13 protein-coding genes are annotated in these 14,014 nt (G+C 68.8%); 9 read left to right on the forward strand and 4 right to left on the reverse strand.

The genetic code is table 11. The annotated features are described in order from the left end of the window. Nucleotides 1–431 precede the first annotated feature (431 nt). The 3 genes from ACWF0M_RS04355 to ACWF0M_RS04365 all read right to left on the reverse strand — a co-directional run bounded on the left by ACWF0M_RS04355 (nt 432) and on the right by ACWF0M_RS04365 (nt 4,205). Complete coding sequence (locus tag ACWF0M_RS04355; RefSeq protein WP_452234174.1) at nt 432–1,259, reverse strand: TIGR03936 family radical SAM-associated protein; 828 nt, start codon at nt 1,257–1,259, stop codon at nt 432–434. A gap of 115 nt (nt 1,260–1,374) precedes the next feature. Further along, nucleotides 1,375–1,875, reverse strand: a complete 501-nt coding sequence (locus ACWF0M_RS04360) for an anthrone oxygenase family protein (protein WP_452234175.1) — start codon at nt 1,873–1,875, stop codon at nt 1,375–1,377. 101 nt (nt 1,876–1,976) lie between these two features. Further along, a complete protein-coding gene (locus tag ACWF0M_RS04365; RefSeq protein WP_452234176.1) occupies nt 1,977–4,205 on the reverse strand; it encodes a M64 family metallopeptidase in 2,229 nt (742 codons plus the stop codon). A 166-nt stretch (nt 4,206–4,371) separates the two neighbouring features. Here ACWF0M_RS04365 and ACWF0M_RS04370 point away from each other — a divergent pair, with 166 nt between their 5' ends. Genes ACWF0M_RS04370 through ACWF0M_RS04380 form a run of 3 tightly spaced genes read left to right on the forward strand, consistent with a single transcriptional unit; the run spans nt 4,372 to nt 6,732 of the window. Then, on the forward strand, nt 4,372–5,169 hold the full coding sequence (locus tag ACWF0M_RS04370) for a lysophospholipid acyltransferase family protein (RefSeq protein ID WP_452234177.1): 798 nt from the start codon (nt 4,372–4,374) through the stop codon (nt 5,167–5,169). Between the two features lie 39 nt (nt 5,170–5,208). Continuing rightward, a complete protein-coding gene (locus ACWF0M_RS04375) occupies nt 5,209–6,087 on the forward strand; it encodes a prephenate dehydratase (RefSeq protein ID WP_452234178.1) in 879 nt (292 codons plus the stop codon). Beyond that, nucleotides 6,088–6,732: a hypothetical protein gene (locus tag ACWF0M_RS04380; RefSeq protein ID WP_452234179.1), complete on the forward strand. Its 645-nt coding sequence runs from the start codon at nt 6,088–6,090 to the stop codon at nt 6,730–6,732. 428 nt (nt 6,733–7,160) lie between these two features. Here the strand turns inward: ACWF0M_RS04380 and ACWF0M_RS04385 are convergent, their stop codons facing one another. Then, nucleotides 7,161–7,577, reverse strand: a complete 417-nt coding sequence (locus ACWF0M_RS04385) for an NUDIX domain-containing protein (protein ID WP_452234180.1) — start codon at nt 7,575–7,577, stop codon at nt 7,161–7,163. 83 nt (nt 7,578–7,660) lie between these two features. Here ACWF0M_RS04385 and ACWF0M_RS04390 point away from each other — a divergent pair, with 83 nt between their 5' ends. The 6 genes from ACWF0M_RS04390 to ACWF0M_RS04415 all read left to right on the forward strand — a co-directional run bounded on the left by ACWF0M_RS04390 (nt 7,661) and on the right by ACWF0M_RS04415 (nt 14,003). Beyond that, a complete protein-coding gene (locus ACWF0M_RS04390; protein ID WP_452234181.1) occupies nt 7,661–8,071 on the forward strand; it encodes a hypothetical protein in 411 nt (136 codons plus the stop codon). Between the two features lie 254 nt (nt 8,072–8,325). Then, nucleotides 8,326–10,629 (forward strand): M43 family zinc metalloprotease, encoded by a 2,304-nt coding sequence (locus ACWF0M_RS04395; RefSeq protein WP_452234182.1) that lies wholly within the window; start codon nt 8,326–8,328, stop codon nt 10,627–10,629. Nucleotides 10,630–10,739: 110 nt separating this feature from the next. Then, nucleotides 10,740–10,916, forward strand: coding sequence for a hypothetical protein (locus ACWF0M_RS04400; RefSeq protein ID WP_452234183.1), 177 nt, complete (start codon nt 10,740–10,742; stop codon nt 10,914–10,916). A 23-nt stretch (nt 10,917–10,939) separates the two neighbouring features. Further along, complete coding sequence (locus tag ACWF0M_RS04405; protein WP_452234184.1) at nt 10,940–12,259, forward strand: M20/M25/M40 family metallo-hydrolase; 1,320 nt, start codon at nt 10,940–10,942, stop codon at nt 12,257–12,259. Nucleotides 12,260–12,264: 5 nt separating this feature from the next. Further along, a complete protein-coding gene (locus ACWF0M_RS04410) occupies nt 12,265–13,584 on the forward strand; it encodes an HAD-IA family hydrolase (protein ID WP_452234185.1) in 1,320 nt (439 codons plus the stop codon). A gap of 50 nt (nt 13,585–13,634) precedes the next feature. Further along, nucleotides 13,635–14,003 carry a hypothetical protein gene (locus ACWF0M_RS04415; RefSeq protein ID WP_452234186.1) on the forward strand — a complete coding sequence of 123 codons (369 nt, stop codon included), beginning with the start codon at nt 13,635–13,637 and terminating at the stop codon, nt 14,001–14,003. Nucleotides 14,004–14,014: the final 11 nt, after the last annotated feature.

Consider the following 14,014-nt stretch of genomic DNA (forward strand, 5'->3'; position numbering starts at 1 on the left):
GCGCTTGGCGGTCTTCTTGGCGGTCGGAGCCGTCTTCGCGGCCGCCGCCTTCTTGGCCGGAGCCTTCTTCGCGGCCGCCTTGGCAGCCGTCTTCTGGGCCGGCGCAGCCTCGGCGGCGGGCTCGGCGGTCTTCTTCGCGGCGCGCTTACGCGTCGTGGTGGTCTTCTTCGCCGCGGCCGTCTTCGCAGCCGTCTTGGTCGAGCGCTGCCGAGTGGCGGCGGTCTGGGCGGGGGCAGCCGTGCCGGCTGCTTCGGTGGTCGGCTCGTTGTCGAGCATGTAGTGCGGGTCTCCTCAAGCCTTCCGGCGCATCCGGCGACCCCTGTCACGGGTCCGGCGCGGCCACAAGGCGGTCACGGTTCGCCTCACCGGGCCCTCAGATTCTGCATGGGACGCGGTACGGCGGAAGCCTGCTGGATCCGCTCCGCCCGCGCTCAGGGCACAGAGGGAGCGGCGGCGTCGCCCTCCGCTGTGTGCGTCTGGCGGGGATCTGCCTGGCCGGTCGCGGTCGCCTGGTTGGCGTCGCGGTCACGAGCGAGCGGATCTTCCACCGTGCCGGTGTCCGTGGTGAGCGGGCCCTGGGCGAGCCTGGTCAAAAGAGCCGGGCCCGTCACCGGGAGCGTCGCTACCTCTAGCACGCCGGCGAGAACGTCGTCGGGTCTCACGGCCGGGGTTCCGTGCCGTAACACCACTTGCAGTATCGCACACGCCGCAACCGGCCCCGGTTCACTCGCGACGGTGAGTCGGAGAACAGCAGCCCGACAGTCGAACGAGCGAAGTCCCCGTTTGGTCATGCGTTCGACCAGAATTTCGTCCCGTTCGAGGAACGTCCGCACTGCCGCGGCGGCCGTGTCCGGATCCGCTCCCGGCAACGCGATCTGCCACTCACTGGCCTCCAGCCGCTCGGCCAGCGCCCCCGGCCCGGCGACGACCACCTCGAGGACGTCCAGACCGGGCGGCAGCGCCTCGTCCAGGGCGGCCCGGACCTGGTCGGCGTCCCGCTCGTGTGTGAGCGATATCTCCAGATACTCCGCTTCCGAGGCGGCTCCGGTCGGCGCGGCACCGGCGTACGAGATCTTCGGGTGCGGGCTGAAACCGTGCGAGAACGCCACGGGGAGCTCGGCCCGCCGTACGGCGCGCTCGAACGCGCGCTGGAAGTCGCGGTGTGAGGTGAATCGCAGCCGCCCGCGCTTGGCGAACCTCACGCGCAGCTTCTGGACCGCGGGGAGCTGCTGCGACGGCGGAGCTTGAACTGGTGGCACGCGGACAGTCTCTCAGAGCGCGATCATCCCGACGGGGCGGGCGCGAGTAGCGGGCCAAGTAGCCCACGACGACGGCTGCGGCGATGAACCGTACCTGGAAATACTGCAAATAATCTCAGGGCTGGGCGGCGGACTTTCCGGTCAGGTAGAGGGCCCAGCCGAGGAAGCCGAACGAGACCAGTGCGAGCAGGGTCCGGACCAGGTTGAAGGCCACCCATTTCGACTCGTCGAAGGCCGCGCGGGCCGCCGCGACGTCGATCGTCGCCGGATCCCCGGCCGCTTTCAGGGCGTCGTTCATGGGTACGTTCACCGCCATCGTGAGGATGACCGTGACCAGGTACAGCACGAACGCAACCGCGATCCACGGCAGTGCCTTCTCCTTGAGGCTGACCAGGCCGGCGAGCAGTGTGAAGAGCAGCGCGCCGAGGAACCCGAGGCCGAGGAACATCGGGTTGACGATCGCCCGGTCCATCGCCTGGAACGCACCGACGAAGGTCTTGTCGTCGGTCTTCGCGAGCCCGGGCATGATCGCGTTCGCGTAGATCGCATACACGCCGGCCACCAGGCCCGTGGTCATCGTGGCCGCCATCAACGAAGCCACCCGCAGTCCGTTCATCTCTCTCCTTCGGTACGGCGGGAACTCCCCGCACCGAGAAAGTTATGAGATCCCGCCCGCCGGGAACATGTCGGCAAATCTCACCTGCATGTCTGCCCGGCTCAGAGTTTCGCGCACTGCCCGGAGCGCGGCCCGGAAACCGTGTTCGGCGCCTGCAAGTTGATCGGGGCCGGGGTGTTGGCCGAGCAGCTGAGCGGACCGTTGACTGTGTTCCCGGCGAGCGTGGGCGGCTCGGTTGTGCGGCTGTTCGTGACGGCCAGCGGCCCCTGGACGGTGCTGCCGATCGCGACCAGGCTGCGGGTGATGCCGCTCGCGCTGACCGGCCCGGCGATCATGGAACGCAGCAGGTGCAGGTCTGCCGCGCGATCGGCGCGGACAGGCCCGTTGACGAGCGAGTCGGTGGCGACCAGGGATGCGCCGGACGCCACGAGCACCGGACCGTTGACGGTCGCGTTGGTGAGGCACGTGACGCCTTTGCTGAGGTACAGCGAGCCTTCGTGCGTGCCGGTAATCGTTGTGGTGCAGGGCGGCGGCGGTTTCAGGAGCGTGACGGCGAACCGGCGCGGGTCGCCGATGTTGCCGGTGGCATCGATGGCGCGGTACTCGACCTGATGACGCCCGTACCCAGGCGGTACGTCGTCCCACGGCACGATCCGCGGTACGCCGAGCTTTCCGTATACGAGCTGGTCGATCGCGGTCCCCTCGGCGGTGAACCGGTACGGCGCGGACGCATCGGTCGGCCAGCCGTAGTAGTTGTACCAACCGTCCCCGTCGACGCGGAACTCCGGTACGACGTACCCCGCGCTGTCGTCCGTCGCGGTCAAACCCATCGTGAACGCGTTGTTGTAGATGTACTCCGGCCCGCTCGGTTTCTGCACTGTGAGCAGCGGTTTCGACATCGTCGGCGTGACGACCGGCGGTACGCCGTCGACGTCCCAGCTGAGTGTTTCGGAACCGGTCTGCGCGGTCAGGATGTGCCACCCGGTCAGCTTCAGCGGTGCGAGATCGAGGTCGCGGTCGTTGCCCGGGTTCGCGACCGGTTGCCCGTCGAGCCGCCAGGTGATTGCCCCCGCGGAATGCGCGGTTTCCGCGTAGACGACCTCGTCGGCGCTGACCGGATGCGCGGTCGAGGTGGATCCGGTGAACACCGCATCCAGCGTTTTCCGCGCGCTGAGGGACGGGTCGACGGTCCACGAGCGGGTGGCCGTCGGGCGTACGGCGGGATCGCGGATGAACTCGGTCGGGTCGACGATCGTCGCGGAAAGCGTGTGCGGCCCGGGCCCGAGGTCGAGGGTGGACAGGTCGACGGTACGGGCGTTCGCGGTCGCCAGCGCCGTACCGTCGAGAGTCCAGGTGACGTCGAGCTCGTGGTCGACCGGGTGCAGGGTCTGCAGCCAAACGACCTGGTCAGCGGCGACTTGACCGGCCGGGGTGCTGTCCTGGAACAGATTCGCCTTGGCGGACAGGCGTTGGGTCATCCGCTCGCGCGACGGTTGGTCGAAGTAGTACCCGAGGGCCTTCATCATCGAGTGCGCGCTGGGCCGCCAGACGCCCGACCCGGCGTACATTCCGCCCTCGTAGCGGCCGATCGTCCCGCCGGACTCGGACTTCTCCCCCAGCCAGCGCCACCACTTCTGGTGCTGCGCCAGCATCTGCTGCTCGGTCAGCAACGTGTGGTGGATCGAGGACGGCTCAGGACCGACGTACGGCGCACCGCGGGCGTAGTAGTCGTACTCGTCCTGCAGCCCTCCGAGCGAGTGCCCGAGCTCGTGCGGCGTGATCAGCGCGGAGAGCGCATTACCCCCGGACGCGGTGGCATACGTTCCGCCCGCACCGCCGTACGTTTCACTGTTGCCGATAGCAAGGATCTGCCGGTTGGCGCTCGTGGTCCCCGGGACGAGGTCGGCGTACTGTGTCGCGGCCGCCTGGCTGACCGTCAGCAACCGCTGGACGCTGCCCGGGTTGCAGCCGCCCCAGAAGCCCATCTGCAGCGGGGTGTCGCGCTTCGGGTCGGTCAGACCGGGATCACAGTCGACTCCGGACTCGGGGGACGCGATCTCGACGGCGTACACGTTGACGTAGTTCCGGTACGACTTGAACGGCTCGATGCTCCAGAGGATGTTCAGGTGCTTGTCGAGCTGCTCGCGGAACTTCGGCAGCTCGGCCGCCGTGTAGCCGTCGCCCATCACCACCAGGTTGAACCGCGACGCGGCCGGTCCGGTGACCTGGATCGGTACGACGGTCGCGTCCGGGGCGGCCGCTCTCGCGGGCAGGGTTACCAGGATCCCGGCTAGCAGTGCTAGGACTGCAGTCAGGAGCTTGATGCGCATGGTTCTTCTCCCCACCTGGGCGACGGTGCCGTCAGCAGCTTACGAAGGCCGGGCGCGGAGTGTGAGGAGTTCCCGCGTGGCGACGTACGAGCCAAGCGGGCCATCGTGCGGCATCATGTGGGTTCGGGGAAGGTGAGGCTGCGTGACTTCAAGGAGGGACGACCCGATGACGGAACCGGCACAGTCGCCGCGGCGGGAGCCGGACCCTGCGGTCGTGGATGCCGGCGACGGCGACGGCAAAGGCATCTACTGGGTGCTGAAGAACGTGGTGGTCGGGCCGCCGGTGAAGCGGATCTTCCGGCCGAACGTGGTCGGCGCCGAGAACATCCCGGAGACCGGGCCTGCGATCATCGCCAGCAACCACCTCTCGTACTCGGACTGGATCTTCATGCCGCTGGTACTGCGGCGGCGCGTCACGTTCGTGGCGAAGTCCGACTACTTCACCGGGGCCGGGATCAAGGGCCGGTTCCAGCGCGGGTTCTTCAAGGGCACCGGCCAGGTGCCGATCGACCGGTCCGGCGGGTCGGCGTCCGAGGGCGCGATGCGGGCCGGGATGAAGGTGCTGGAGCGCGGCGAGCTGTTCGGGATCTACCCGGAGGGCACCCGCTCGCACGACGGGCGGCTGTACAAGGGCCGGACCGGCGTCGCGCGGCTGGCGCTCGAGGCCAAGGTGCCGGTGATCCCGTGCGGCGTGATCGGGACCGACGTGGTCGCCCCGCCCGGGAAGATCGTCGCGTCGTTCGCCTCGCCGACGGTCAAGTTCGGCGAGCCGCTGGACTTCTCGCGGTACGAGGGCATGGAAAGCGACCGGCTGATCCTGCGGGCCGTCACCGACGAGATCATGTACAAGATCATGGAGCTGTCCGGTCAGGAGTACATCGACATGTACGCCACCAAGGCCAAGGCGCTCGAGGGCCGCGCGGTCACCGGGGCGCCGGACAAGGTCCGCAAGACGGACACCTGATCCGTCTGTTGAGATCGGTTGGGTCTACGCTGGGAGACCGTGGACGGACCGATCGCTTATCAGGGTGAGCCAGGCGCCAACTCGGCGATGGCGTGCACCGACATGTTCCCGGACCGCGAGCAGCTGCCCTGCACGACGTTCGAGGACGCGCTCGAGGCGGTCACCAGCGGACGTGCCGGCCTCGCGATGATCCCGGTCGACAACTCGATCGCCGGCCGGGTCGCGGACATCCACCACCTGCTGCCGGAGTCCGGGCTGCACATCGTCGGCGAGTACTTCCTGCCGATCCACTTCCAGCTGCTGGGCGTTCCCGGTACGTCGCTGGACCAGATCCGCACGGTCCGCAGCCATGTGCACGCGCTCGGGCAGTGCCGGAAGATCATCCGCGAGCACGGGTGGTCGACCGTGGTTGCCGACGACACCGCCGGCGCGGCGCGGGAGGTGTCGGAGCTGGGTGATCCGACCGTCGCGTCCCTGTCCCCGCGGGCCGCGGCCGGGCTGTACGGCCTCGAGACGCTGGCGTCCGATGTCGAGGACGAGCACCACAACACGACCCGCTTCCTGGTCCTGTCCCGCGAGCCCGAGGTCCCGCCGGTCGGGTCCGGGCCGGTCATCACGTCGTTCGTGTACCGCGTCCGGAACGTGTCCGCCGCGCTCTACAAGGCCCTCGGCGGCTTCGCGACCAACGGCGTGAACATGACCAAGCTGGAGTCGTACCAGCTCGGCGGCATGTTCTTCGCCACCCAGTTCTACGCCGACATCGAAGGCCACCCCGAAGACCCGAACGTGGCCCTCGCCCTGGAAGAACTCGCCTTCTTCTCCGTCGAGGTCCGCATCCTGGGCGTCTACCCCGCCAACGATTTCCGCACCCAAATAGCCGAACCCGCCGCCAACCGAGCCCTCCGCCCCCACCACTAGATGGGTTCGGTACACGACCTGCGCGTGGTGCTGGTCGGTGGGACCTCGAGCGTCGGGAAGTCGACGGTTGCACAGGTTCTGGCAGAGCGACTCGGGTTCGACTACCTGTCCACGGACAAGCTCGGCCGGCATCGCGGGCGGCCGTGGGCCACGCCGGGCCACGAGGTGCCGGCGCACGTCGTCGAGCACTGTCGGTCCTTGACCGGCGAGCAGCTGGTCGACGCTCTGCTCGACCACTACGAGCAGATGTGGCCGCGGATCGAGGAACTGGTCACGAGTCGATCGACTGCGGCGGCGGGGTTGGTGCTGGAGGGGTCCGGGGTCTGGCCCGCAAACGTGGCGCGGCTGACCACGCCGTACACCTCTGCTGTCTGGCTCAGCGCGAGTGAGCGTGTCGTGTCGGCCCGCATACACAGCATCAGCAGGTATGACGGTCTAACCACCGAGGACCGCTCCTTGGTCGACAAGTTCCTCGCCCGGTCCCTCGGCTACCAGACGAGAATGCTCACCCTCGTCGACCAACTCGCCCTGAAACACCTCGACGTCACCAAGCCCCGCTCCCCCGAACAACTCACCGACGAGATCCTCAAGACGGTGCAACCGCTCCCTAACCCGCCGCCAACCGGGCCCTCCGCCCCACACTAACGGACCCCGGCGACCCCTTCCGGGGCCTTTGAACACGCTATTGCGGCTCTCCTGTCCGGTGTGTGGGTGAACTGCGGGGCCGTGAGACAGGTTCTGGTGGGCTGGCACCTGGTATTCCCTGTCCACAGCACCCAGCAGGTGTCACCTCCCCCGGCAACCAGCCGACCGCACGCACCTGTAGCCCCAGTCCGCCAAACTGCAGCTCGACAGTACATATGCCTACTACCCACCGCCGCGCACTGAGTAGCAGACCGAATCGCCCGACAGTGGACGTATACGTACTGTCGACCTGCACAAATCCACGACCGGAGCGACTGGGGACATTTGCTGGTCCCTTCAGGTGGGTGGCAGTCCCCAGACCTGGCCACCCCCTTGGCCACACATCCAACACAAGAGCCGCTACTGCCTGTCCCAGTCCCCACGCCGGGTCAGAGAGCCAGGACGGCGCGTACGACGGGGCTTAGGTGGGTCTCGTCGTCGGTGCAGGTGTCGAACCACCGCCACCCGGCCGTGTCCGGGGAGACGTGCGTGGACGGTGCGGTCGGCGGCCGAGGTAGGTCGAGGAAGACGCCGCGGTGGTGGAAGTTGATGGGTGCGCCGGTGGAGGTCGCGCGGACGTGAACGGCGAAGGGCTGGAAGTGGCCGGACGTCGCCAGGTGCAGGCCGAGTTCTTCCTGGAGTTCGCGTTGGAGGGTTTCCGGCCACGACTCACCCGGCTCGGGGCTGCCTCCTGGTAGGTCGAGGAGGCCGGTGTACGGGCCGCGGGTTTTGTGGACCAGGAGGATGCGGTGGGCATCGCGGATTCGGGCGTAGACGCCGAAGTGGTGTTGGGGTGCCGGGGCCATCGGTGGATGGTAATTCGGGAGCGTCTGCGGGGGCGTGGGGAATAGGGTCCGTGGGTGGAGATTGTCAGGGGTTGATGAGCGGGATGAGCGAGGACGTGCCGACGGGCCAGCGCACCAGCGAGGCGGTGCACTGGACGCCCGAGCTGGTACGTGACGCCGAGGCTCGGCGGGTCGCCCAGGGCCGGTTCACGTACACCACGGCCGCCGTACACACCGCCTCCGGCGAGCTGGCGGCGTACACGCAGATGGGCGGTACGCCGGAAACCCCGGACCGACTCAACCAGTACGACACCTATGTACGTCGTACGCACCGCGGCAACCGTCTCGGTATCGCGGTGAAGGGCCCCAACCTCCGCGCCCTCCAGGCCGGCGTCGCCGTTCCCGCCGTACTCCACACCTGGAACGCCCCCGAGAACGCGCCCATGATCGCCGTCAACACCAAGCTCGGCTTCCGCCCGGTAGCCCAACGCACGATGTGGGAACGAACGCTCTAGCGGATCATCCTTTCCCGGCAAGCGCTTGAAATTCGTCAACCATCGCAGCGGATCGCGTGAATTTGACTGCCGGTGCGCGAAGGGTTGTGCACGGGCGGTGATGAGCGGATCGTCAAACACAGAGCAGCGACTTGGGGGCCGACTGTTCGGTGGGGGAAGACGGCAGGACCGTCTTCGATCGAGGGCGCGCTGGGGGTTGTTCTTCGGTTCGGCGTACGCCGGCCTGCTCCTGCGCCCCCGCGGGAGGGGGAAAGATGCCGAGGAAGGCCAACGGGCGAGCGGACAAGCACCGGGACGACTACAGGATGCCGGGCGAGGCGCCGGCGACCGAGCAGAACGGGCATGCGACCAGCGAACAGCCCACGGCGGACGGCATGCCGACTGCCGCACCAGCTTCCAGCAGCACGCCGGCGACGAACATGGGCGGCGGCGGAGCGCCGTCCACGGACATGGGCGGCGGCGGAGCGCCCAGCGGCGCGGGAATGACCGGTGGCGGAGCGCCCGGCGGTGCCGGGATGACTGGCGCCGGATCGCCTGGCGGTGCTGGGATGTCGGGCGGCGGCCAAGCAGGTGGTGCCGGTATGAGCGGCGCGACCGACAGCGGGCGCACGGACTTCCCGACCCGTCGCCAGTGCGGCGTGATGGATGTGCACCGGCGACTGCTGTCGACCTCACCGGCGTACGCCGCCGCGCGGTCGGCGCTCGAGACCGCGACGATGGACTACGTCGCCGCGCAGCAACGCTTCAGCGGGGTCGCGCGGATCCCGTGTGTCGTGCACGTCGTCTGGAACACCAACGCGCAGAACATCTCGCAGGCCCAGATCGACAGCCAGATCGACGTACTGAACCGCGACTACCGCGCCACCAACCCGGACACCAGCATCGTGCCGGGAGTGTTCAGCGGCCTGATCGCGGACTCGCGGGTCGAGTTCTTCCTGGCCACCGAGGACCCGAACGGGAACCCGACGACCGGCGTCACCCGGACCCAGACGAGTACGGCGAGCTTCGGCACCGACGACAAGGTGAAGTCGTCCGCGACCGGCGGCATCGACCCGTGGGACACCGCCCACTACCTGAACATCTGGGTGTGCCAGCTCGGCGGCGGCCTGCTCGGGTACGCGCAGTTCCCCGGCGGCCCGGCGAACACCGACGGCGTCGTCATCCTGCACAGCGGCTTCGGCACGAACGGTACGGCGGCAGCGCCGTTCGACCTCGGCCGCACGACGACGCACGAGGTCGGGCACTACTTCAACCTGTTCCACATCTGGGGCGACGACGGCAGCGGCTGCAGCGGTACCGACGAGTGCGCCGACACCCCGAACGCGGCCGGCCCGAACTTCGGCGTACCGACGTTCCCGCATGTGACCTGCAGCAACGGCCCGAACGGTGACCTGTTCTACGACTACATGGACTACACCGACGACCGCGGCATGGTCATGTTCACCACCGACCAGGTGGCGCGGATGCAGGCGACGCTGGACACCGTCCGCAAGGACCTGCCGGACTTCGGCGGCACCAGTACGCCGGAACCCGCCGGATCGGTCGTGGCGTGGGGCGCGAACCGGCTGGACGCGTTCGTGCTCGGCACCGACCTGGCGATGTATCACAAGTGGTGGGACGGATCGGCCTGGGGACCGTCCGTCGCCGGTTACGAGTACCAGGGTGGTATCTGTATGAGCGCTCCTGAAGTCGCGTCCTGGGCGCCGAACCGGCTGGACGCGTTCGTCCTCGGCACCGATCACGCGCTATACCACAAGTGGTGGGACGGCTCGGCCTGGAACGGGTACGAGTACCTCGGCGGCGTCTGTATGAGCCCGCCGCGGCTCGCGACCTGGGGCCCGAACCGGCTCGACGCGTTCGTCCTCGGCACCGACCGGGCGCTGTACCACAAGTGGTGGGACGGCTCGGCCTGGAACGGGTACGAGTATCTCGGTGGCATCTGCATGAGCCCACCGGAGGTCGTTGCCTGGGGCCCCGATCGGCTGGACGCGTTCGTACTCGGGACGGACAATGCGGTCTACCACAAGTGGTGGGACGGCTCCGCCTGGAACGGCTACGAGTACCTCGGCGGTGTCTGCGCTTCGCCGCCGCGGGTCGTGGCCTGGGGCGCGAACCGGCTCGACATGTTCGTCATCGGCACCGACTCGGCGCTGTACCACAAGTGGTACGACGGCTCGGCCTGGTCGGGCTGGGAGTACATGGGCGGCGTGTGTACGACGGCGCCGACCGTGGTCTCGTGGGGTCCGGACCGGCTGGACGTGTTCGTGCTCGGAACGGACTCGGCGCTGTACCACAAGTGGTGGGACGGGTCCGCGTGGGGACCGTCGCTCACCGGGTACGAGTACCTGGGCGGGATCTGCACCGACGAGCCGCGCGTGGTCTCGTGGGACACGAACCGGCTGGACGTGTTCGTCACCGGCACCGACAAGCAGCTCTACCACAAGTGGTGGGACGGCTCGACCTGGAACGGGTACGAGGCGCTCGGCGGCGTCATCAGCGACTTCAGGGTCACGGTGCCCGACTCGCCCGCCACGATCCGGCAGGAGGTGCGGCGCTGACCACCGCACCGCTCGGGCACTGGACGCATTCCGCCGAGGAGGACCACGACGGGATCAGCGTCTACCGCCGCGACGACTACGCCTTCCCGCCGGCCCGCGGCCGGCGGGGGGTGGAGTTCCGCGCGGACGGCACGTTCGTGGAGTACGCGATCGGTCGCGGCGACGCCCCCGAGGCCCGACCGGCGGGCCGCTGGGAATCCGGCGGCCGGCTCGCCCGCGGCGCCGGCGGCACCGGCCACGTCGTGGCGGCCACCCCAACCCGCCTGGACATCGACTGGCAGGACTGACGTCCGGCTGGACGAGGAGTGATATGAGCGCAGGACCTGTGCGTTATCTCGTCGTACCGACTGCGGATGCCGGTGGCGGCGCGCGGTCGGCGCGGTTCGGGGAGCGGACGCTCCTCTGGGTCCCGGCCGACCAACGCCTCGGCCGGGCCTCCCGAACCGCTCCCGGACTGCTGCTGGTCACGCAGGTGGGCCGCAGCTTCCAGGACGACTACCCGAACGTCACTCCCCTGCTCGATCACGGCCGGCATCTGGTGATCTCGGCCGCCGACAAGCCCCGTCGACGGTCAAATCACTGCTGGCGGATCGAGCCACTGCGAGCCGGTACGACGGTTATCGACACCCCTCCCGTCGTACCGGCGCGCGCCGACCCGTTCGTCGCGCAGCTCGTCGCCGACGTGTCCACCGCGTCGTACCAGAGCGACGTGACCTGGCTGGCGGGCCTGCCGACCAGGCACTCGCTGAGTACGACGTTCACGCAGGCGATGGACTTCGCCGCCGACCGAATGGTTGCCCTCGGCTACCACACCTCCCGGACGCCGGTCACCGTCGGCGCCGGCCGTTCCGCGAACCTGATCGGCGACCGGGCCGGTATCGGATCCAACCGTGGCCTGGTGATCGTCACCGCCCACCTGGACTCGATCAACCTGGCGGGCGGCCCGGCCGCGGCGGCACCAGGAGCCGACGACAACGGCAGCGGTTCGGCCGGGGTGCTGGAGCTCGGCCGGTTGTTGTCCGGACGCTCCTGGCAGCACGACCTGCGCCTCATCCTGTTCGGCGGCGAGGAGGAGGGCCTGTTCGGCAGCAAGCAGTACGTCGCAACGCTGCCGCCGGCCGAGCGGTCCCGCGTCCGCGCCGTACTCAACATGGACATGATCGCGACCAAGAACACCGCCACGCCGACCGTGCTGCTCGAGGGCGCACAGGTGTCGGCCGCGCAGATCAGTGCGCTGACGACCGCTGCCGCGACGTACACCGGACTGAAGGTCCAGACGTCGCTGAACCCGTTCGCCAGCGACCATGTCCCGTTCATCGACGCCGGGATCCCCGCGGTACTGACGATCGAGGGCGCAGACAGCGCGAACAGCCACATCCACTCCGCCAACGACACGTTGAACTTCATCGACTGGTCGCTCGCCACGGAGATCCTGCGGATGAACATCGCCGCCCTGGCCGGCTGGCTGGAGCCCGCGACTGTCCGCCCACGCCCGGCCGGCTCGGTCGTCTCCTGGGGCCCAGGCCGGATCGACGTCTTCGCGGTCGGCACCGATTCCGCCTTGCAGCACAAGGCTTTCGACGGTTCCTGGCACGATTTCGAGTCATTGGGAGGTGCTGTTCTAAGCTGACCGGTATGTGGAGCCCGAATGCGCGTGACGTCGGCGGACTTCCGACCCGGTACGGCGTTCAGACGCGGGCGCTGGCCGTCGTACGCAGCGATGCACTCGATGTGGCGGACCTGGCCGAGTTCGAGGCGCTCGACGCGGGGCTTGTGCTTGATCTGCGGTCCGACTGGGAGCTGAAGCAACCACATCCGCTCGAGGGCACCCCGGCGTACCGGCGGATCCCGTGGATCGACCCGGAGGCCGAGCTGCTGCGTGATGCGGACGCGGAGCCGCGGCTGGTCGACGTCTACCGCAACAGCCTGACGCGCAACGCGAACCACATCGGCCGTATCTTCAGCGCGATCGCGGATGCGCCGGCGGATCGGCCGGTCGTGGTGCACTGCCAGGCGGGCAAGGACCGGACGGGTCTGACCATCGCGGTGCTGCTCGACCTGGCCGGCGTACCGCGGGAAGAGATCGCGGCGGACTACGCCATCAGCGAGGTGCACCTCGGGATCCAGGACGGACCCGAGTTCACCCGGACCCGCCCGGAGACGATCCTCGGGTCGCTCGAGCACCTGGACGACCTCGGCGGCGTCCGCGCGTACCTGTCCTGGCTCGGGCTCAGCGCGGCCCAGATCCACCGGCTCGCGACGCGGCTCGTGCCGGTCGACGTGGAAGCGATCGTGTTCGACTTCGACGGTCTGCTGATGGACACCGAGACGACAATGGTCGAGAGCTGGCGGGCCGAATGGGCGCACCACGGTCTCGAACTCGAGTTGGACGGCTTCTGGCCCGGCCACGGCGGCGACATCTCCGAGGACCGGTACGCGATCCTCGCCGAGGCTGTCGGCACCGACTTCGACCGTACGGCGAGCCACGCCCGCCGCGTCGCGCACCGGGAGCGAATGCACGCCGAGCTCGACTTCCGGCCGGGGGTCCGCGCCTGGATCGCGGCGGCGCGGGAGCTGGGCCTCCGCGTGGCGATTGCGAGCAGCTCGCCCCGCAAGTGGGTGGTCGGCCATCTGGAGCGGGTCGGTGCGGTCGATCTGTTCGACCACATCGTCACGGGCGACGAGGTCGCGGCGCACAAGCCCGATCCGGCGATCTACGAGCTCGCCCTGCAGCGTCTCGGCGTATCCGGCTCGTCGGCGATCGCTGTCGAGGACACAGCCCACGGGGTAGCCGCCGCGCAGGCGGCCGACATGTACGCGGTCGCCGTACCGAATCCGTTCGTGACAGCCGACGCGGTGGCGGAGGCTGACCTCGTTCTGGGCAGCGCTGACGAACTCTTGCTCACCGACCTGCTTCTTTCCGCCGCGCCGAAAGGCTCGACGTCCCGTAACTGAGTGACCTAATCTGCTGAGCCTCTGTAGTTTTCCAACTGGAGGGTGGTCAGATGCGGAAACTCGTAGGTACGGTCGCGGCCGCTGCGGCGGCTGCGGCAGGTCTGACGGTTGCGGCGCCGGCCCAGGCGTCGACGTCGGCATGCGACCTGGTGACGGCCAAGTCGGTCGGGTACTCGGCGCTGATGCTGTACGTCGCCGTGGGCCTGGAGGGCTGCTCGAACAGCGTGACCGAGGTGCGCGTCGAGCTGCAGAAGGGCGCCAGCGCGAGCGGACCGTTCACCACGGTCGCGGAAACGTACGCGTACTCCGGTGGCGGCGCCTGGTTCGACGAAGGCACCGGCTGCGGGTACTACGTCGGCGTGGCCCACTGGCAGGACCAGACCGAAACAACCCCAACCCCGGCGTACTACTGCAACTGACGGCTCTAGGG

It is taken from the genome of Kribbella sp. NPDC055110, assembly GCF_053607525.1.